At 53.0% G+C, this 19,105-nt stretch carries 15 protein-coding genes, 3 tRNA genes, 1 rRNA gene and 2 riboswitches; of the genes, 3 read left to right on the forward strand and 16 right to left on the reverse strand.

The window, feature by feature from the left end; translation table 11 throughout:
- Positions 1-54: 54 nt before the first annotated feature.
- The 4 genes from ubiB to rmuC all read right to left on the reverse strand — a co-directional run bounded on the left by ubiB (position 55) and on the right by rmuC (position 4,691).
- Complete coding sequence (gene ubiB / locus L4D79_RS22205) at positions 55-1,689, reverse strand: ubiquinone biosynthesis regulatory protein kinase UbiB (protein WP_428654524.1); 1,635 nt, start codon at positions 1,687-1,689, stop codon at positions 55-57.
- On the reverse strand, positions 1,689-2,300 hold the full coding sequence (locus L4D79_RS22210; RefSeq protein ID WP_428654468.1) for a ubiquinone biosynthesis accessory factor UbiJ: 612 nt from the start codon (positions 2,298-2,300) through the stop codon (positions 1,689-1,691). The genes ubiB and L4D79_RS22210 overlap by 1 nt, the downstream gene beginning before the upstream one ends.
- 7 nt (positions 2,301-2,307) lie before the next feature.
- Positions 2,308-3,063, reverse strand: a complete 756-nt coding sequence (ubiE, locus tag L4D79_RS22215) for a bifunctional demethylmenaquinone methyltransferase/2-methoxy-6-polyprenyl-1,4-benzoquinol methylase UbiE (protein ID WP_428654470.1) — start codon at positions 3,061-3,063, stop codon at positions 2,308-2,310.
- A 98-nt stretch (positions 3,064-3,161) separates the two neighbouring features.
- Positions 3,162-4,691, reverse strand: a complete 1,530-nt coding sequence (rmuC, locus tag L4D79_RS22220; RefSeq protein WP_428654527.1) for a DNA recombination protein RmuC — start codon at positions 4,689-4,691, stop codon at positions 3,162-3,164.
- A gap of 228 nt (positions 4,692-4,919) precedes the next feature.
- Between rmuC and L4D79_RS22225 the strand changes: the two genes are divergently transcribed.
- Positions 4,920-5,825 carry a DMT family transporter gene (locus L4D79_RS22225; protein ID WP_428654472.1) on the forward strand — a complete coding sequence of 302 codons (906 nt, stop codon included), beginning with the start codon at positions 4,920-4,922 and terminating at the stop codon, positions 5,823-5,825.
- A 121-nt stretch (positions 5,826-5,946) separates the two neighbouring features.
- On the opposite strand, the gene L4D79_RS22230 is transcribed toward L4D79_RS22225, so the two are convergent.
- The gene (locus L4D79_RS22230) at positions 5,947-7,143 is read right to left on the reverse strand and encodes a multidrug effflux MFS transporter (RefSeq protein WP_428654475.1); all 1,197 of its coding nucleotides are present in this window, start codon (positions 7,141-7,143) and stop codon (positions 5,947-5,949) included.
- A gap of 122 nt (positions 7,144-7,265) precedes the next feature.
- Here L4D79_RS22230 and L4D79_RS22235 point away from each other — a divergent pair, with 122 nt between their 5' ends.
- Complete coding sequence (locus tag L4D79_RS22235) at positions 7,266-8,213, forward strand: LysR substrate-binding domain-containing protein (protein WP_428654477.1); 948 nt, start codon at positions 7,266-7,268, stop codon at positions 8,211-8,213.
- A gap of 153 nt (positions 8,214-8,366) precedes the next feature.
- The gene (locus L4D79_RS22240) at positions 8,367-10,154 is read left to right on the forward strand and encodes an aminopeptidase P family protein (RefSeq protein ID WP_428654479.1); all 1,788 of its coding nucleotides are present in this window, start codon (positions 8,367-8,369) and stop codon (positions 10,152-10,154) included.
- A gap of 194 nt (positions 10,155-10,348) precedes the next feature.
- Here L4D79_RS22240 and thiH read toward each other — a convergent pair whose 3' ends face one another.
- The 11 genes from thiH to rrf all read right to left on the reverse strand — a co-directional run bounded on the left by thiH (position 10,349) and on the right by rrf (position 19,069).
- Positions 10,349-11,461, reverse strand: coding sequence for a 2-iminoacetate synthase ThiH (thiH, locus tag L4D79_RS22245; RefSeq protein ID WP_428654481.1), 1,113 nt, complete (start codon positions 11,459-11,461; stop codon positions 10,349-10,351).
- Between the two features lie 10 nt (positions 11,462-11,471).
- Positions 11,472-12,242, reverse strand: coding sequence for a thiazole synthase (locus L4D79_RS22250; protein WP_428654484.1), 771 nt, complete (start codon positions 12,240-12,242; stop codon positions 11,472-11,474).
- Positions 12,243-12,461 carry a sulfur carrier protein ThiS gene (thiS, locus tag L4D79_RS22255; protein ID WP_428654486.1) on the reverse strand — a complete coding sequence of 73 codons (219 nt, stop codon included), beginning with the start codon at positions 12,459-12,461 and terminating at the stop codon, positions 12,243-12,245. It abuts the gene before it with no gap.
- 7 nt (positions 12,462-12,468) lie between these two features.
- Positions 12,469-13,230: a HesA/MoeB/ThiF family protein gene (locus tag L4D79_RS22260; RefSeq protein ID WP_428654488.1), complete on the reverse strand. Its 762-nt coding sequence runs from the start codon at positions 13,228-13,230 to the stop codon at positions 12,469-12,471.
- 10 nt (positions 13,231-13,240) lie between these two features.
- Positions 13,241-14,470, reverse strand: a complete 1,230-nt coding sequence (thiE, locus tag L4D79_RS22265; RefSeq protein WP_428654491.1) for a thiamine phosphate synthase — start codon at positions 14,468-14,470, stop codon at positions 13,241-13,243.
- Positions 14,470-16,392: a phosphomethylpyrimidine synthase ThiC gene (thiC, locus tag L4D79_RS22270; RefSeq protein WP_428654493.1), complete on the reverse strand. Its 1,923-nt coding sequence runs from the start codon at positions 16,390-16,392 to the stop codon at positions 14,470-14,472. Before thiC ends, thiE begins: the two co-directional genes overlap by 1 nt.
- Positions 16,393-16,510: 118 nt before the next feature.
- Positions 16,511-16,608: riboswitch (TPP riboswitch) on the reverse strand.
- Between the two features lie 110 nt (positions 16,609-16,718).
- Positions 16,719-18,086 (reverse strand): voltage-gated chloride channel family protein, encoded by a 1,368-nt coding sequence (locus L4D79_RS22275; protein WP_428654495.1) that lies wholly within the window; start codon positions 18,084-18,086, stop codon positions 16,719-16,721.
- An 83-nt stretch (positions 18,087-18,169) separates the two neighbouring features.
- Positions 18,170-18,233: riboswitch (Fluoride riboswitch) on the reverse strand.
- A gap of 217 nt (positions 18,234-18,450) precedes the next feature.
- Positions 18,451-18,527 (reverse strand) — tRNA-Trp (locus tag L4D79_RS22280).
- Positions 18,528-18,698: 171 nt separating this feature from the next.
- A tRNA-Trp gene (locus L4D79_RS22285) sits at positions 18,699-18,775 on the reverse strand.
- Between the two features lie 36 nt (positions 18,776-18,811).
- Positions 18,812-18,888 (reverse strand) — tRNA-Asp (locus L4D79_RS22290).
- Between the two features lie 65 nt (positions 18,889-18,953).
- Positions 18,954-19,069 (reverse strand): 5S ribosomal RNA (gene rrf, locus L4D79_RS22295).
- Between the last annotated feature and the right edge of the window lie 36 nt (positions 19,070-19,105).

The following is a 19,105-nucleotide window of genomic DNA, read 5'->3' on the forward strand; positions in this document are numbered from 1 at the left end:
AGCTAATTGTGGTTAATAACAAATCGAATATATGTTGGCTGCATACTTTACCGTCTATTTACGGCAAGCACGCCACCCAAGTAACCAAAACGTGACCCCCATTGCAGCGCTAATGGCCGAATAGGTTTCAACGTGATTACTAAAAAGTATGGCAGAACATACAACCAGAGTTGCACCAATGCCAAAGTAGAACCGTGCCTGGCCCTGGTAACGTCGACTCTCCATGAAGTTATCGTAGAGTTTATCGATACGTTGGTTCAGCACATTGCCTTGGCGCAAACTATCGTACAGTAATTCCGGTAACTCCGGTAATTTCTCCGCCCAGAATGGCGCCCGACTTTTCACCCCGTCGATCACGGCCTGTGGGCCGACTTGACGGGACATCCAGTCTTCCAAGAAAGGTTTGGCGGTATCCCACAAATCTAGTTGCGGGTACAGCTGACGCCCCAATCCCTCGACATATAATAAGGTTTTTTGCAGCAATACCAACTGTGGCTGCACTTCCATATTGAAGCGGCGTGCGGTATTGAACAAATTCAGCAACACATGGCCAAACGAGATCTCGGCCAGCGGCTTCTCGAAAATCGGCTCGCATACAGTGCGAATCGCAAATTCAAATTCATCGATGTTGGTATCTTCCGGCACCCAGCCAGAATCAACGTGCAACTCGGCAACCTTACGGTAATCACGGTTGAAAAATGCCAGCAGGTTTTCAGCCAGATAACGTTTGTCTTCCCGGTTCAGACTGCCGACGATACCACAGTCGAGTGCGATCCACTGTGGATTTTCCGGATTTTCCCGTGCAACAAAAATATTCCCCGGGTGCATGTCGGCATGGAAGAAGCTATCACGGAACACCTGGGTGAAGAAAATCGTCACCGCATTTTCCGACAACAGTTTCATATCGGTACCGTTAGTCACCAGCGCGTCAATATCCGACACCTGGATGCCATAGATACGCTCCATCACCAGTAGGTTTTCCCGACTCAAATCGGTATACACTTCCGGCACATACAGCATATCGCTGTCTTCAAAATTGCGCCTTAGCTGAATACCGTTGGCGGCCTCGCGCATCAGGTTCAGCTCATCGAGCAAGGTTTTCTCGTACTCTCGTACCACCTCAACAGGACGCAAGCGGCGGGCATCCGGCAGTACCTTTTCAAGTAAGCCAGCCATCCGGTACATCAAGGTAATATCCGCTTTGATCACCGGCAAGATATCCGGGCGGATCACCTTGAGAACCACTTCCTTACCGGTTTCTTTCAATGTGGCGGTATGGACTTGAGCGATGGACGCCGATGCCAGCGGCACCTCGTCGAAATCGTTGAACCACGTCTCCAACGGGCCACCCAAGGCTTTGTCTATCTGTTCCTTGGCCAGACGTCCATCAAACGGCGCGACCTGATCTTGTAGCAACGCCAGCTGATCGGCGATATGTGGCGGGAACAAATCGCGGCGGGTTGACATCATCTGACCGAATTTGATCCACACAGGGCCCAGTTCCTGCAGGGCCAGACGCAAGCGCTCACCCAATAGCTTTTCCGGGTGCTCGTTACGAATCCAGAACAAGGATTTGCGCATTGCCTTTGGCAATTTCAGCCGCGGATCTTCAGGCAGTAACTCATCAAGTCCGTAGCGCAGCTGGACAGCAGTGATTTGGTAAAGACGCTTAATTTCGGAAAACACCATCATTGAAGCACTTGCTCCATTAAACGTTTCAAACGTGCTTCACTGCGTGCTACGTCCATTTTCAAGTCGTCGACCTGATCGGCAAAATACGCAATTTCCAGCGCCTGCGGAGCCAAACGCCATTCTTCAGTGATCACCTCGGCCAAATCGCGCTGGCGCTTAACCACACCTTGCTGAATAAATCGCGCGCCCTGTTTAGCACCACTGACTAACGTATGAGCAACGATATCACCCGTATATTGCGATAATTTTTCTTCAACGTCCGGCTTAAGCCCACTCAACAAGGCCGAGAACTGCTGGGCCAGTTGGATATCCCCCTCGAGCGATAATTTGTCGGCTTTGATCAATTGAGTCAGGTTGGCCTGCTGGCGAAGCTCAGGCAAGACAGAAAGGTTCAGCGCAAGCTGACAGTCAACTTCGCCTTCGTAGGCACCAAGGACATCAATCTGCTGGCTGAATACAAAATAAAGCTGCTTGCCAAACTCATTGATGGTCACGCCAATCACTTTCCCCTTCAATCGGGCAAGGCGACGCTGGCTGTCTTCATCATCTTTCAGCAGGGCATTGAGCGAGGTCTCGATCGCCCCAGTTACAAACGCATCAACAGGCATGGGTTCCTCAGAATTTGTAGCCACGGTGCAGGGCAACAATGCCACCGGTCAGGTTATAGAAGTTGGTTTGCTCAAAGCCCGCACTCTGCATCATTCCTTCCAACGTCTCTTGATCCGGGTGCATCCGGATAGACTCGGCAAGGTAACGATAGCTTTCGGCGTCATTGGCAATCACTTCACCCATTTTCGGTAACAAGTGGAAAGAGTAGGCGTCATAGATTTTCGACAACGGCTCGACAATCGGCTTGGAGAACTCAAGCACCAACAAACGACCACCCGGCTTAAGCACGCGGTACATCGAACGCAATGCTTTGTCTTTGTCGGTCACGTTACGCAGACAGAAGCTGATGGTAATACAGTCAAAGTAATCATCAGGAAAAGGCAACTCTTCGGCATTAGCCTGAACATAGCCCACATTACCGACAATACCGTTATCTCGCAGTTTACTACGGCCAACCTTCAACATCGAGTTATTGATATCGGCCAAGATCACCTGACCATCATCACCCACAATGCGCGAAAACTTAGCCGTAAGGTCACCGGTACCGCCACCCAAGTCGAGCACCTTGTGGCCACGGCGAACACCACTGCAATCAATGGTAAAGCGCTTCCACACCCGATGGACTCCCATCGACATCAAGTCATTCATAATGTCGTACTTAGCTGCTACCGAGTGAAATACCTCAGCAACCATTTCTGCCTTGTCGTCCTTGGCTACAGTCCGGTAGCCAAAATGGGTCGTCTCTAGTGTGGTGTCCGTCATGCTACTTCCGTCATGGTTAACGTATTATTTCGCCCTAGTGTACTTGATGGTTGAGGTTTGCTCAAAGCACAACCTGCATCTAACTCCATCCTGCACCATTATGCGGTCGAGCTATCCTCGCCAATCGCTGCCAACGGCTCATCATCAGCCGCCCCCAGCATCGCCCTTTCGGTTAATAGAGGATTGATATCACGCTTGACCTCCACCCCCAACTGGCGGAACCCTTCAGCTTGGCGGATCACATTACCACGGCCCGTGACCAGCTTATTCATCGCGCCCTGGTAACTCTGGTTGGCCTTCTCCAATGACGCACCCATGGATTCCATATCGGTAACAAACAGCCGCAGCTTGTCGTAAAGTTTGCTGGCCCGTTCAGCGATTTGCTTGGCATTTTGGTTCTGGCGCTCGTTACGCCACAGGTTATTAATGGTCCGCAGAGCCACCAGCAAGGTGGTCGGGCTGACCAGCATGATGTTCTGATCCATCGCATCACGGATCAGACGTGGATCTGATTGAATGGCGGCTTGGAACGCCGGCTCGACCGGAATAAACATCAGCACGTAATCCAAGCTTTCAACCCCATGCAGCTGATGGTAGTCCTTGCGGCTTAACCCTCGGATATGGCTGCGTACCGAGGCAACGTGCTCACCCAGAGCCAGCTCCTGCTCGGCAACATTATCGGCATTGAAAAAACGTTCGTAGGCAATCAACGACATCTTGGCATCGATAACGACATCTTTGCTTTGCGGCAGGTGTACGACCACGTCAGGTTGGTAGCGCTTGCCGTCCCCATTCTCGAGGCTGATCTGAGTTTGGTATTCATGCCCTTCACGCAACCCGGAGTCACTTAGCACCCGAGCCAACACAACCTCACCCCAGTTGCCCTGCGCTTTGTTGTCCCCTTTAAGCGCCTGAGTCAGGTTGACCGCTTCACGCGCCATCTGTTCATTGAGCTGCTTGAGATTATTGATTTCGTGGACCAAGGTATGGCGCTCGCGGGCTTCTTGGTTGAAGTTGTCATTGACCTGCTTACGGAAGCCATCAAGCTGCTCGCGCAGCGGCCCCAGCAAACCCTCCATACTGATCCGGTTCTGCTGATCGACAGTACGAGTCTTTTGCTCGAACAAGCGGTTGGCCAAGCTTTCAAACTGCACCCGCAGCCGCTCTTCGGCATTTTCCAGCAGGGCAATCTTGTCATCGGCCGCTTTCTGCTCTTCAAAGTGACGGGCTTCCTGCTCGCGTAAGTCAGCTTCGAGACCGGCATTGGCCATCCGACCGTTTTCAAGCTGTTCGGCTAGGTATTGCTTCTCGTTCTTGAGCGCCTCGAAATGGCGCATTTTCTCCAACGCCGCCGCGAGGCGGCCATGCATCTGGCGCAACTCGGCCGTGAGCCGATCGCGTTCAACATCCATTTCATCGAGCTCCTGGTTACGCTCGTTGAGCTGCCCCTGGTAATGCTGTTCGCGGTTTTGTGCCAATTTCAGTTCGTTCTCTGCCTGCTGACGCAAAAGCTGCATTTGCTGTTGCCAGCGGTTATTTACCAGCCATGCCGTGATAGCCCCTGCTACCGTGGCCCCGGATACACCGGTCACGATAGCCAAGCCGTACCCCGACAACCACTCATTCATCATGCTTTGTTCCCGACTCTTTGATTAACCAGCAATTGATCTGCTTTTGCCAATAAGGCTAAGAGGATACTGGATAAATGTCCAGTTTCTCTATCGCAGAAACACCCTCCGCACGAAGCTCACATTCCTTGTAGCAATTTTCTGGTCGGCTTCGCTGCAATCGAATAGACTGACGCCCTATATACCCCCTGCTGGCTTGCCAAAGCAGCAATTGATTATGGATGAACAATGAACGAACGTAGTGCGCTCGGGTATGGCCTGACGGCTGTCCTGTTGTGGTCGACCGTTGCCACCGCTTTTAAGATCACCCTCGATTTCTTTACCCCAATCCAGATGCTGGTTGCCGCCAGTGTGGTCTCAGCCATCGCCCTGGCAGGTATCGCACTGTACCAAGGCAAACTCCACCTGTTGGGCCGTACCTTTATGGCCAGACCGCTTTACTATTTACTGCTCGGTCTGATCAATCCTTTTGCCTACTATCTGGTACTGTTCAAAGCCTACGAACTGCTGCCCGCTTCCCAGGCCCAGCCGCTCAACTACAGCTGGGCGATCACCCTGACGCTGATGGCCGCGGTCTTCCTCGGCCAGAAAATTCGCAAGCAAGACTGGGCGGCCTGTGCACTCGGCTACCTCGGTGTAGTTGTGATTGCCACCAAGGGCGATGTCATGGCATTGCAGTTTGATAACCCGACCGGTGTGGCGCTGGCACTCCTGTCGACCCTACTGTGGGCGATGTATTGGATCCTCAATACTAAAAACCAAGCCGATGCGGTGCTCGGTGTACTCTTGGGCTTCTTAGTCTCATTGCCTTTTTCTATCGGCTTGAGCCTTTACACCGGGGGATGGACAGCGGTCCCTTGGCAAGGCTGGGCGGCGGTAAGCTATGTCGGCTTGTTCGAGATGGGCATCACCTTCGTACTGTGGATCAATGCCCTCAAGCTGACCCGCAATACGGCGCGGATCAGCAACCTGATCTTCATTTCCCCGTTTATTTCGCTGATGTTGCTGGCGACGATTATCGGCGAAGAGATCCACTCCTCGACCTTGGTTGGCTTGGTGCTGATAGTATTCGGCCTGCTCATCCAACAATGGAAAGGTAAAAAGCAGCAAACCGAAACTCCGGCTGCACCCTAGTCCCCATTATTACAAGCATAAAAAAAGCCTGCCACTGGGTGGCAGGCAAGCTAGTAAGTACGGGTTGTCGAGACCCTGCGCCTTAAAGGGATGGCGTCTTTTTATTATTGAGCATTTTCTGTTAAGCGGTCACAGGCGCATGCCAGCGACGGCCGAATTTGGTCCACAAGATCAACAAGCCCGGGATCAACAACCACATCTGCAATACCATCAAATCCGGCGAGCTCAAGCCCAAGCGTTGGGTCAGGCTGACCATCGCACCGGCACCACTCATTTGGAACAAACCAAGCAATGCAGCAGCCGTACCGGCACGGTCACCAAACGGGGCCAGCGCTTTGCCCGCCGCCGAGCCAAGCACAAAGGCAAAGCCGAACGAGGACATGAAAATGGGAGCCATGAAGGCCCAGGCCTCAGTGATATGACCCAGCAACAGCATTAGCATGCCAGCCAGTACCAAGATCACCAGACCGGTATTGAGCGTCATTCGCGAACCAAAGCGGTCAATGTATTTAGGGGCAACCATACAAGCCAAGATATTCAGCGCGGCATTGATGCCAAACCACAGGGTAAACTGGTTCATACTCTGGCCTAGCTCGACCATCAACCACGCGGGGGCCGAGGTGACATAAGCGAGGATCACTGCCATCGCTAGCATGCACATGCTGGCATGGTACAAGAAAGTAGGCTCCTTAAGGACAGACCAGTAGCGTGATAGGCTAATCGTCGAGCCGGATACATCGGTATCGGCCGGACGGGTTTCACGAAACAGCAGCAAGATGAACAAGCCCGCCACCAGCGCAAAACCGGCCATGAAGCTGAAGTTGGCGCGCCAGCCAAACTGGTGGGTCAGCCACGTTCCCAGCAACGGTGCCAAAGCGGGAATGAAGCAGATCGCACCGTTGAGGTAACTGATCATCCGGCCGCTTTTCTCTGGACCGAAGCTATCACGTACCGCCGCAAAGGCCGCGACCGATGTCGCACAGGCACCAAACCCTTGCAATAAACGGGCGACCAATAACATGTCCAAAGACTGGGCAACATACGCCAGTGCAGCACTCGCACCGTAAATCGCAATACCGCCTAGGGCAATAGGACGGCGGCCAAATCGGTCAGCCAGCGGTCCAGCCAGCAACTGACCAAGGCCCAGGCTGAACATAAACCAAGTCACGGTATCTTGAACCCGGGTCAGGTCGACCGCGAAGGTCTCCGCCATCACCGGCAACGCGGGAAGGTAGATATCAATGGCAAGCGGGCTGAACAACACCAGGGTCACCATTAAGGCCACCAGCCGTTTGTCCGCAGAGTTTTTCGGTTGCATAGTATAATCCTGTTGAGCAATGGCAGCAGTTTACGGTGTTCAAGATATGAATAGAAATGGTATATATTCAACACCGATTTTCCATTTGGGAATATCACTGTGTTTTTACGGGGAGACGTTCCGTGTCATTTGAAAAACTCGCCAGATTAGATCTCAACCTGCTAGTTTGCTTACATGTTTTACTGGAAGAAGGCAGCGTCACCCTTGCCGCCAAGCGACTATGCCTGAGCCAGTCGGCCGTCAGCAAAAGCCTCAACCGCCTGCGTGAGCAATTCGATGATCCCCTGTTTGTCCGTAGCGCCCACGGCATGAGGCCCACCCCACGCGCTATCGCCTTGATGCCACTGCTCGAACAACTGCTCAGGGATATCGAGCACCTGACCGCCCCAGCGGCTTTCGCGCCCCATACCAGCGACCGACACTTTCGCATGGCGCTGGTCGAGAGTGCCTACCCGTTATTCTTACCCCGCTTCCTCGGTGATATTTTTGCCGAAGGGCCCAATATCATCCTCGATACCCAGGCCTGGGAGCCAAACACCTTTGAAAAACTGATCAGTGGCGAAATTGATTTCGGTATCACCGGGAAGGATCTTAACCCTAAGGATGCGATGCTCACCCTAATGCCACCCAAAGGGATCATTTTCGCCGAACTATGCCAAGACACCCAACGCTGCTTGGTACGGCAGGGACACCCAGTGCTCGGCAAAAAATGGGATCAAGACTGCTACCTCAAACAGCGCCATATCCAGGTCCGTTGTGGAAACGATGACCGCTGGCTGCTCGATTACAAGTTGGCGGAGCAAGGCCTCAGCAGGGATATCGCCATGTATGTGCCCGACTTCAACAGTGCCGCCAGCCTGTGTACCCATACCGACCTGGTGTTTACTGCCCCTAGCCACTTTGCTGATTACATCGCTGCCCAGCTCGACCTGGTTGTGTTGCCCTTGCCACCAGCACTTCCTCCTATGGCCTACACCCTGTTTTGGCATCAACATCAAGAAAAAGACCCGGGACATAGTTGGTTACGGCAAATTATCACCTCGCGCTGCCGTGATTTGTCTGTTAGCTAATTGCAGCTATTACGCAAAAGCGCTAATTTAGGGAAAACAGCCTGAACAGCCAACATTTCCTGTCCCTCACCTGAAGGACAGGGGTATTTGTTATTCAGGCTGGCCTTATAGCCGTCACACGGACGGTGACTCAGTGAAAGGAAAAATACACACATGCAAGCAGTTATCTCGCAACGCGTCGCGCAGATCCGCCAATGGCTGGAAGCAAACCAGCTCGACGCCCTTTTGATCCCCCACGAAGATGAATACCTGGGCGAATATATCCCGGCCCATAACGAACGCCTGCACTGGGCAACGGGCTTTACCGGCTCGGCAGGTATGGCCGTCATTGCCCGCGACAAAGCCGCGATGTTTGTCGACGGCCGCTACGTGGTCCAGGTACGCAAACAAGTACCGGGTGAGGTATACGAATACCGCCACCTGATTGACGAGCCGCCAGTCCAATGGGCATTGGACAACCTGTCCCCGAACAGCAAAGTTGCTATCGACCCGCGCCTGCACAGCGCAGCTTGGCTGACCCGTACCCAGGCGCAAGTAGCAGGTGAATTGGAGCTGGTCAGCATTAGCGACAACCCAATCGAGCTATACTGGTCCGACCGTCCAGCAGCGACCCTATCGCAAGCAAAGCTGATGAGCTTGGATTTTGTTGGCCAGAACAGCAGCGACAAGCGAGTGCAAATTGCCGCTGCGCTGACCAAGCAAAAAGCCGATGCGGTCTTGCTAACCCAGCTCGATAGCATTGCCTGGCTACTAAACATCCGTGGTAGTGATGTACCGAGCCTACCGGTTCTATTATCTACAGCGCTACTTCATGCCGATCAAAGCGTGGACTTTTACATTGATCCAAGCCGTTTACCGGAAGGTTTCGCCGCCCACGTTGGCGACGGTGTACGCGTCAATGCCCCTGAAGCACTGGAAGCTGGCCTCAAGCAGCTATCAGGCAAAACCGTATTGGTCGATCCAGCCACCAGCAATGCCTGGGCCAGCCAAACGTTGCGTGATGCGGATGCAACACTACTAGAAGCCGCCGATCCTTGCCTACTGCCGAAAGCCGCCAAGAACCCAACGGAAATTGCCGGCATGAAAGCCTGCCATATCCGCGATGGCGTAGCCGTCTCTAAGTTCCTGGCCTGGGTGGATAGCCAAGTCGCCCAAGGCAACCTGCTGGACGAAGGCACGTTGTCGGACAAACTGTGGCAATTCCGCAGCGAGGACAGCAGCTGTACCGATGTTAGCTTCGATACAATTTCGGCCGCTGCCGGCAACGCCGCCATGTGTCACTACAACCACAATAACCAACCTGAGCCAAGCGTACTGGAAATGGACAACGTCTACCTGGTTGACTCAGGCGGCCAGTACCCGGACGGCACGACCGACATTACCCGTACGATCGCTATCGGACAGCCGGACGAGGACGTGAAGAAAACCTTTACCCTGGTACTAAAAGGCCATATCGGGTTGGCGTCTGCCCGTTTCCCGAAAGGCACTACAGGCTCACAGCTTGATGCCCTTGCCCGCCAGCACCTATGGGCCTACGGCTTTGATTATGACCACGGTACCGGCCATGGCGTCGGCCACTTCCTGAGTGTCCACGAAGGCCCGCAGCGTATCGCTAAAGTACACAACCCAACCGCCCTGCTACCGGGTATGGTGCTATCGAACGAACCGGGCTACTACCGCGCTGATGCCTTCGGGATCCGTATCGAAAACCTTGAGCTGGTTGTTGAAGTGGAAACCGCCGGTGACATGACAGTAATGGGCTTCGAGTCCCTGACCCGTGCCCCTATTGACCGTCGCTTGGTTGATCTGGCGCTGATGACTGACGCCGAGCTTAGCTGGCTGAACAACTACCACCAGAGCGTTTTCGATGTGCTGAGCCCATCGCTGCAAGGCGATGACGTTGCATGGCTAGAGCAGGCAACGGCACCGCTAACACGATGATCGTTGTGTTGCTAGCATAGCGCCAACAACAAAAGAAAACGCCCGCACAGACAGTCTGTGCGGGCGTTTTTTATCTTTAAATCTCTCGATCTTGTCTGTGTAGAATTTGGCGCTAGAGCAAAGAGAAAGCGCGGAGTTTATAGCTATAAATGAGCACTTTCGATACAGGTATAGCGCTAAATAATCACAGCCAGTTAGCCCGAGTAGGCATGGTGCCAGTCCTTCCATACCACTTCAAAGCCGCGCTGCTTGACCGCAGCGGCGACATCGGCAGCCGGGCGCTCATCACTGATCGCAAACTGCTCAAGCTCCGGAACGTCATCGGCATAACCACCCGGCTGGGTCTTGGACTCCGCCGACATGGTGGTGATCCCCAGCGGTAGCACGTTATCTCTGAACTGTGCAGACTCCCGGGTCGACAGCGAAAGCTCAACCTCAGGGTTAAATAACCGGTAAGCACAGATCAGCTGTACCAATTGGCGATCATTCATCACCGATTTTGGCTGCAACCCACCTTCACACGGACGCAGGCGTGGGAAAGAAATAGAATAGCGCGTTTGCCAGTAGGTACGCTCAAGGTAATCAAGGTGTGCTGCGGCAAAGAAACAGTCAGTGCGCCACTCTTCGAGGCCGATCAGTGCACCGATCCCGATTTTATCAATACCGGCTTTTGCCAAGCGATCCGGTGTTGCCAACCGGTATTCAAAGTCCATCTTGTTGCCGCGCAAATGGTGCTGGGCATAGGTCGGCGCGCTGTAGGTTTCCTGGTAAACCATCACCGCATCCAAGCCGAGGGTTTTCAGCTCGGCATATTCATCCTGATCCAGCGGTTGGACTTCCATCGCCAAGTAGCTGAAATGAGACTTGATCGCCGGCAAGGCTTCACGGAAGTATTCCATGCCGACTTTGCGTTCATGCTCGCCGGTCACCAACAGGATACTGTCGAACTGCTTAGCCTTGATCGCCTCACACTCACGTTCAATTTCCGCCATATTCAGGGTACGGCGCTTGATGCGGTTTTCCATCGAGAAGCCACAGTAGGTACAGGCGTTGGCACACAGGTTGGACAGGTACAGCGGAATATAAAACGACACCGTATGGCCGAAGCGCTTGCGGGTCAATGCCGCCGACTGCTGCGCCATCTGCTCGAGATAAGGTTCTGCCGCCGGCGAGATCAAGGCCTTGAAATCTTCCAGATCACGCTTGGGTTTGCGCAGTGCCCGCTCAACATCCGCCGCCGTCTTGCCATAGATAGACAGCCGGATATCATCCCAATCAAGCTGCTTCCACTCATCAACGAAACTCATCGCAGGCTCCTTAAGCAGGCTGATCCAAGAACGCGGTTAATGGGCTTGAAGCAATGGCATGGTTAACCGTTCCGGCCAAACCCGCTTCATACGCCATCCTGCCACTCTCGACCGCTAACTTAAACGCGCGCCCCATTACAATCGGATCGGCCGCCGCGGCAATTGCCGTGTTCACCAATACCGCATCCGCTCCCATCTCCATCGCTTCAGCAGCATGGGACGGCGCGCCGATACCGGCGTCAACAATCACCGGCACCTTGGCCTGATCAATGATGATTTCAAGAAAATCACGCGAGGCCAGCCCTTTGTTGGAGCCAATCGGCGCCCCCAGCGGCATCACCGCCGCACAGCCAACCTCTTCCAAACGCTTACACAACACCGGATCAGCATGGCAATACGGCAGAACAATGAAGCCTTCACGCACCAACTCTTCGGCAGCCGCCAAGGTCTCAATCGGATCGGGCATCAAGTATTTTGGATCAGGATGGATTTCCAGCTTCAGCCAGTTAGTCCCCAATGCTTCACGGGCCAACTTGGCCGCAAACACAGCTTCCTTGGCATTTTTGGCACCGGAAGTATTTGGTAGCAGGTTCACCCCGGCCTCAATCAACGGCGCGAGAATATCATCATCACGGCTGTCGATATCAACCCGTTTAAGGGCCATGGTGACCAACTCAGAGCCAGAGGCAATGATTGATTCCGCCATGGTATGGCGGTTGGCGTACTTACCGGTACCGGTAAACAGGCGTGACGAGAACGTCTTATCAGCGATAGTTAGCATTTATCCTCCTGCAATCGCTTGGAACAGGGCGATGCGATCGCCGGTGGTCAGAACGGTTGTATCCCACTCGCTGCGGGCTACGATATCTTCATTAAGGGCTACGGCCGTTGCCTGAAGTGGCATCTCCAGCTGTGTCAGCAGGGCACTGAGAGATTGACCTTCAGGTACCTCAACCGGTTTATCATTGACCCGAACCTGGATCAGAGTTGCTGTCGTCATAGTGGGTTTATTCTCCCGTCCCGCACACTGGGCACGATCTATCTGTTGGTAATTGGAAGGCTTGCCAGCCCATAGTCAGACCATCAAACTGGCGCAGGGAGCCAAAACCCACCTCGCCAGCACCGGTCAGTAATTTAATGGTTTCCAGTGCCTGCAGGTTACCGATGGTCCCGACCACTGGCCCGGCAATCCCAGAATTGCTGCAATTTTGCGGCTCATCAACGCTCCCCGCCTGACGAGGGAACAGACAGTGATAGCAAGGGCCGTGGCCCTGGCGAAAATCAAACGCCATCAGTTGCCCCTGCCAGCGAATGGCAGCTCCCGAGATCAGTGGGGTGTTGGCCTTGAAGCAAGCTTGGTTGACGGCGTAGCGCGTCGCTAGATTGTCCGAACAATCAAGAACGACATCAGCCAGCGATACCTCCATCGCCAAACGCTGATCAGCAAGCCGAGCTTTAACGGCCCGGATACGGATATGTGGATTCAGCGCCTGTAGTTGCTCAGCCGCCATTACAGCCTTGGCTTTGCCTTGATCGCTGTCGCGATAGACCACCTGACGCTGCAAGTTAGAACTATCAACGGTGTCATCATCAGCCATCACCAGATTACCGATACCTGCGCCGGCAAGGTACAAGGCAGCCGCCGATCCCAAACCGCCCGCACCGACCAGCAGCACCTGGGCGCTGGCCAGCGACTGCTGTCCAGACTCACCGATCTGCGGCAGCATGATCTGGCGGTTATAGCGGAGAAATTCCTGATCACTGAGCATGGTTACGTTCCTATTCTGCTGGGTTACGGATCAAGATGTCTTCAAATGCGGCCACCGCCTGCGCCGGATCGTCGGCCTGGGTTACGGCACGTACAACGGCAACACTGCTCACCCCGGTGCGCCACACGCGCTCGGCACGTGATAAGTCAATACCGCCAATAGCCACTGTCGGGAACGCATCGCCAATCAACTTCTGGTACAAGGCTAAGCGGTTTAATCCCTGTGGTTTAGATGGCATGTCTTTAGTGGTGGTCGGGAAAATATGACCCAATGCGATATAGCTCGGGGCAAATTCCGCCGCCCGCAGGATTTCGTAGTAACCATGGGTTGAAAGGCCAAGCCGTAGCCCCGACTGCTGGATAGCAGCTAAATCCGCGGTTTCCAGATCTTCCTGCCCTAAGTGGACACCATAAGCTTGGTTATCAATCGCCAGCTGCCAATAGTCGTTAACGAACACCTGGGCTTCATGCTGCTTGCCAGCCTCAACAATATTGGTGATCTGGGCCGGCAGCGTTGGCTCAGACGGATCTTTGATCCGTAGCTGGGTAGTCTTCACACCCAGATCCAACAAACGGGTCACCCATTGGGCGGTATCGACCACCGGGTACAGTGCCAACTTTTCACGCTCAACAGTCGCAAACGGTGCTACCGCCACTTCCTTGCTGACCCAACCGAGCTCATCACATTCAGGGTGGTTGGCAGTCAGTGGACGCGGGAACAACGCTCGCGCCATCGGCCAACCGGTTTCACCATAGCCATCCGAATGACTTTCCAAATAGCCACGGGCATGGGCGCGCGACAGGGTTACCGCATCTTCCAGCGGGTAGTCCAATGCCAGCGCTGCCAGCAACATCGCACGCTGCGGTTCACTGGCTCCGGCATGATGGCAATACACTGCACGGGCTTCACCGAGGTGATGCCACATATCGACGCAGCCTTGCTCTGTCGGCAGGCCACAGACAACCAATGCCGGATTCTCCGCTACCTGCTGCTGCATCTCCGCCAATGACGGATAAGGGGCAATCCACTGATCGCGTACCTCCATCCCTTGGGTCATCGCTTCAGACGGATTAAACGCCACCGTGAAGGACATACCTTCTAGATGAATGTCTACCACCTCCGATCCGCTCCACTCCATACTCACGGCCTCACCGAGCTGATATTTGTCAGCCGCTGCCAACAATGGCTCAATGTGCATCAGCAATGGCGCTAAGTGATCGGGTAAACACAACGCGTTCATTAACTTTCCTCTTTAATTGGGTGATAAAGCTCACTTCCCTTGGCCCGGAATTCATCGGCTTTTTGCTGCATACCTTCGAGTGGGTCATCCAACATCTTCACCGCTAAATCGCCGTCTTTCTCTAGCCCTTTTGCATAGTCACGGACTTCTTGTGAGATCTTCATCGAGCAGAATTTCGGTCCGCACATCGAACAAAAATGCGCGATTTTGCCGGACTCCTGAGGGAGTGTTTCATCATGGTAGGCTCGAGCCGTTTCAGGATCTAAAGCCAGATTAAATTGATCCTCCCAGCGGAACTCAAAGCGTGCCTTCGACAAGGCGTTATCGCGAACCTGAGCGCCGGGGTGGCCTTTTGCTAAGTCTGCCGCATGGGCACACAGCTTGTACGTGATCAGCCCCACCTTTACATCTTCTTTATTCGGCAGGCCCAAGTGTTCTTTCGGGGTGACGTAGCACAGCATGGCACAGCCATACCAGCCGATCATGGCGGCACCGATGCCAGAGGTAATATGGTCATAGCCCGGCGCGATATCGGTCGTCAACGGCCCCAAGGTATAAAATGGCGCTTCATCGCAGTGCTTGAGCTGCTCTTCCATGTTCTCTTTGATCATGTGCATCGGTACATGCCCCGGGCCTTCAATCATCACCTGGACATCGTATTCCCATGCAATCTTGGTTAGCTCACCCAGTGTACGCAGCTCACTAAACTGCGCCTCATCATTGGCATCAGCCACCGAGCCCGGGCGCAGGCCATCCCCCAATGACAGGGCAATGTCGTACTGGGCACAGATTTCGCAAATCTCTCGGAAGTGCTGGTACAGGAAGCTTTCCTGATGATGGGCCAAACACCATTTGGCCATGATTGAACCACCGCGCGAGACAATACCCGTGACCCTTTTGGCTGTCATCGGGACATAGCGCAGCAAGACGCCGGCATGAATTGTAAAGTAGTCGACCCCCTGCTCGGCTTGTTCCAGCAAGGTATCGCGGAATACGTCCCAATTTAGGTTCTCGGCAATACCATTGACCTTTTCCAGCGCCTGATACATAGGCACAGTACCAATCGGGACAGGGCTGTTGCGGATGATCCACTCACGGGTTTCATGAATATTTCGCCCGGTAGAAAGATCCATTACCGTATCGCCTCCCCAACGGGTCGACCACACTAGTTTCTCAACCTCTTCTTCAATTGAAGAGCTGACCGACGAGTTACCGATATTGGCATTGACCTTGACCAGAAAGTTTCGGCCAATAATCATCGGCTCAGATTCGGGGTGATTGATATTACAAGGGATGATAGCCCGGCCTTCAGCAACTTCACGGCGGACAAATTCGGGGGTAATTTCTTCAGGAAGGTTTGCACCAAAGGCCATACCCGGATGCTGTTGGTTGAGCACCTCATCTCGATATGTTGCCCGCCCCATATTTTCACGGATCGCGATATATTCCATTTCGGGCGTGATGATCCCCTGACGGGCATAGTGCAATTGGGTGACATTAGCACCTGTTTTGGCGCGCCGGATACGAGACTGTTGCTCAAACCGTAGCTCATCAAGTGTGTCATCGGCCAAACGGTCTTTGGAGTATTGCGAGCTTAGCTCATCAAGATGCTCGGTATCACCCCGCTCCTCAATCCATGCTTCACGCAGTTTTGGCAGGCCAGCATAGATATCAGCGGGTTGCTCAGGATCGGTATAAAAGCCAGAAGTGTCATAGACACGTATCGACTCATTGGGCTCAAAAACAGGATCATCTTTGCTCCCACCAACCAAGCTGTCGGCCAGGGCAATTTCACGCATTGGCACCCGGATATCTTCGCGGCTACCGGTGACATAGACTTTCCGGGAGTTCGGGTAAGCCTGGGTGGTCAGTGAATCGATAAATTGTTTCGCTTCCAGTCTCGCTTGTTTGCGATTCGACATAGCAATTTCCTTTTTAGTCCATAAAGGGGAAAGTGCTTGGCGGATAGGTGCGTAAACAAGAGGCTATACGTAGGGTGTATAGTTTCGTCTGATACTGCCACTGTGAATACAGCGATGCAGAAGAGTCTCTCTTGTTCCCTTCGCAGGTATTAGCCTGATCAGGTTCTACGGATCCCGCAATGCGGTCTCAGCCAAATGGCACTCCGACAAGTTGAACTAGCAGTATATGAAAGGGGTTCTGCCTCGGCAAGGCAGAACCCACAGTTTTAATACTTATTTGGCAAAAACATTGCTACCTTTGCATAACACGCCGCCTCCAAACAAAATTATTTGAAGCGCTTCACAAGTGACTTAAGCAATGAGGAATGGGTTTCTCTCAGCTCACCGAGCTTATGGGTGATCTTCGGCGCACCATCCAAGTCAAGCAGCTTAGGTACCGCCACTCGCTGTGATGAATAAATCCCGGTGTGGCCACTGAAGAAATAAGCGGTATAGCAAGCAATGGCGAAATACAACATGTGCTCAGCCCCAAATAGCTCAACACCCATAATGGTACAAGCCAGTGGTGTATTGGTCGCTGCGGCAAACACTGCCAAGAAGCCAAGGGCGGCAAATAAATCAACCGGCGCACCCAGCACCCAAGCCATGGTATTACCCAACGTCGCTCCGACGAAGAACAAAGGCGTAACTTCTCCGCCCTTATAACCAGCAGCAAGGGTGATAGCCGTTAACAACAATTTGAGTAGCCAGCTATACCACTCGGCGCCTCCATCCTGGAAGGCACTTAAAATACTGACGCCACCTTCCCGGCTCGAATACACACCCAAGCCAATATAATCATAGTTGCCGATCAGCTGAACAGCACCAATGACGATCAAACCACCGACAACCACAATCAGGTATGGGTTTTTCAGGGTCGCCTTAAAGATATCTTTGAAGGCATGGGTTAGCTCACCGAATAAATACCCCGCCAATCCAAATGCAACCGCAGCGACCACAATCTTGGCGATCATCCACAAGTCCACTTTGACCGCATGTTCAAATAAGGTGATGGTTTCAAGGAAATCGATGCGGTAATGAGTATGGTGCACGCCCCAGGCCGAGCAAACCACATCTGCCAATATTGCAGCGAACAAGGCCGGAATGATTGCATCGTAACGCAAGCGGCCTATAGCCAATACTTCAAGGGCAAAGATAGCGCCAGTCAACGGGGTGCCGAATACGGCACCAAAGCCAGCGGCTACACCTGCAATCAGAATAAGCCGAGTGTCAGACTCATTTAGCTTAAATTTACGTGCTAGCCAATGGGTCGATGCCCCACCGATTTGCACAGCCGTCCCTTCACGGCCTGCAGAGCCACCGAACAGGTGGGTGATCACTGTGGTAATCAATACCAAAGGTGCCATGCGAGCTGGAATACCGGCACCGGGTTCATGGATCTCATCCATGATGAGGTTGTTACCACCCTCTGAGTTTTTCCCTAGATTACGGTAGCAATAAACAATCACCAAGCCAGCCAACGGCAAGAGGTAGATGAGCCATGGATTATCAATTCGGGTTGCAGTCGCAACGCTTAAAATCCACAGAAAGAAGGCATTCAACGAACCGACAATGACGGCAACGGGAATAATAAGAAGCGTCCAACGGAGGATTTGGACGAAAATTTTAGGATTTGAACTTAATGGATGTGCCATACCATCTCTATCTTTATCTCGAATTACTCTCAAGGATAGATGCTATGGCAAATAACAAGCCCCACCATAGACGGATCTATCCTACTACAGCAGGAGTCATTATCTCGGTTGAGCGGTTAAAGGTGGAACTCCATCACCCGTCAACGCCTTAGGCGGTGACAATGGCTAAATGCTATCGCTTATCCCCATTCACAACAAGTGAAAATCCCCCCATAGATACAAAAAAACCTCAGCATTTCTGCTGAGGTTTTGAATCTGGCAGGGGTGGAGAGATTTGACTGGGCTGGCACTCCAGCTCCCAACATTGCTTCGCAGAAGCAACATATATAAAAAAGCCTCAGTCTTTCGACTAAGGCTTCGAAGATGGCAGGGGTGGAGAGATTCGAACTCCCAACACGCGGATTTGGAATCCGCTGCTCTGCCAATTGGAGCTACACCCCTAATGTATTATCATTTTACTAACAAACCACTGGAGATCAAACTGAATTTATCAAACCGAGTCACAGTATTGATAAAGAAGGGAAAGTTATCTTATCGAGCGGATGTCGGTGCTTTAGCTTTCAAATGCCAAATGCAAAAAAGCCCCGACATTTCTGTCGAGGCTTTCGAAGGTGGCAGGGGTAGAGAGATTCGAACTCCCAACACGCGGATTTGGAATCCGCTGCTCTGCCAATTGGAGCTATACCCCTGTAGTTATTTTAAAGACTTAACTCTGTCTGAATAAGTGGCGGAGCGGACGGGACTCGAACCCGCGACCCCCGGCGTGACAGGCCGGTATTCTAACCAACTGAACTACCGCTCCACACGGTGATAAACATGTTCATGTCTATCCGATACACGTCGTTCAATACGTATATCTAAATTGGAGCCTGGCGATGTCCTACTCTCACATGGGGAGACCCCACACTACCATCGGCGCTATTACGTTTCACTACTGAGTTCGGCATGGGATCAGGTGGGTCCATAATGCTATGGTCGCCAAGCAAATTCTGTTTATTCACCGCCCCCCGGGCAGCAAA

The organism is Photobacterium satsumensis (assembly GCF_050336935.1).
Lineage (GTDB): Bacteria > Pseudomonadota > Gammaproteobacteria > Enterobacterales > Vibrionaceae > Photobacterium > Photobacterium satsumensis.

Excerpts from the sequence above, each read along its gene's own strand:
- ubiB (WP_428654524.1), bottom strand. The coding sequence starts at position 1,689 with ATGGTGTTTTCCGAAATTAAGCGTCTTTACCAAATCACTGCTGTCCAG.
- L4D79_RS22210 (WP_428654468.1), bottom strand. The coding sequence starts at position 2,300 with ATGCCTGTTGATGCGTTTGTAACTGGGGCGATCGAGACCTCGCTCAAT.
- ubiE (WP_428654470.1), bottom strand. The coding sequence starts at position 3,063 with ATGACGGACACCACACTAGAGACGACCCATTTTGGCTACCGGACTGTA.
- rmuC (WP_428654527.1), bottom strand. The coding sequence starts at position 4,691 with ATGAATGAGTGGTTGTCGGGGTACGGCTTGGCTATCGTGACCGGTGTA.
- L4D79_RS22225 (WP_428654472.1), top strand. The coding sequence starts at position 4,920 with ATGAACGAACGTAGTGCGCTCGGGTATGGCCTGACGGCTGTCCTGTTG.
- L4D79_RS22230 (WP_428654475.1), bottom strand. The coding sequence starts at position 7,143 with ATGCAACCGAAAAACTCTGCGGACAAACGGCTGGTGGCCTTAATGGTG.
- L4D79_RS22240 (WP_428654479.1), top strand. The coding sequence starts at position 8,367 with ATGCAAGCAGTTATCTCGCAACGCGTCGCGCAGATCCGCCAATGGCTG.
- thiH (WP_428654481.1), bottom strand. The coding sequence starts at position 11,461 with ATGAGTTTCGTTGATGAGTGGAAGCAGCTTGATTGGGATGATATCCGG.
- L4D79_RS22250 (WP_428654484.1), bottom strand. The coding sequence starts at position 12,242 with ATGCTAACTATCGCTGATAAGACGTTCTCGTCACGCCTGTTTACCGGT.
- thiS (WP_428654486.1), bottom strand. The coding sequence starts at position 12,461 with ATGACGACAGCAACTCTGATCCAGGTTCGGGTCAATGATAAACCGGTT.
- L4D79_RS22260 (WP_428654488.1), bottom strand. The coding sequence starts at position 13,230 with ATGCTCAGTGATCAGGAATTTCTCCGCTATAACCGCCAGATCATGCTG.
- thiE (WP_428654491.1), bottom strand. The coding sequence starts at position 14,470 with ATGAACGCGTTGTGTTTACCCGATCACTTAGCGCCATTGCTGATGCAC.
- thiC (WP_428654493.1), bottom strand. The coding sequence starts at position 16,392 with ATGTCGAATCGCAAACAAGCGAGACTGGAAGCGAAACAATTTATCGAT.
- L4D79_RS22275 (WP_428654495.1), bottom strand. The coding sequence starts at position 18,086 with ATGGCACATCCATTAAGTTCAAATCCTAAAATTTTCGTCCAAATCCTC.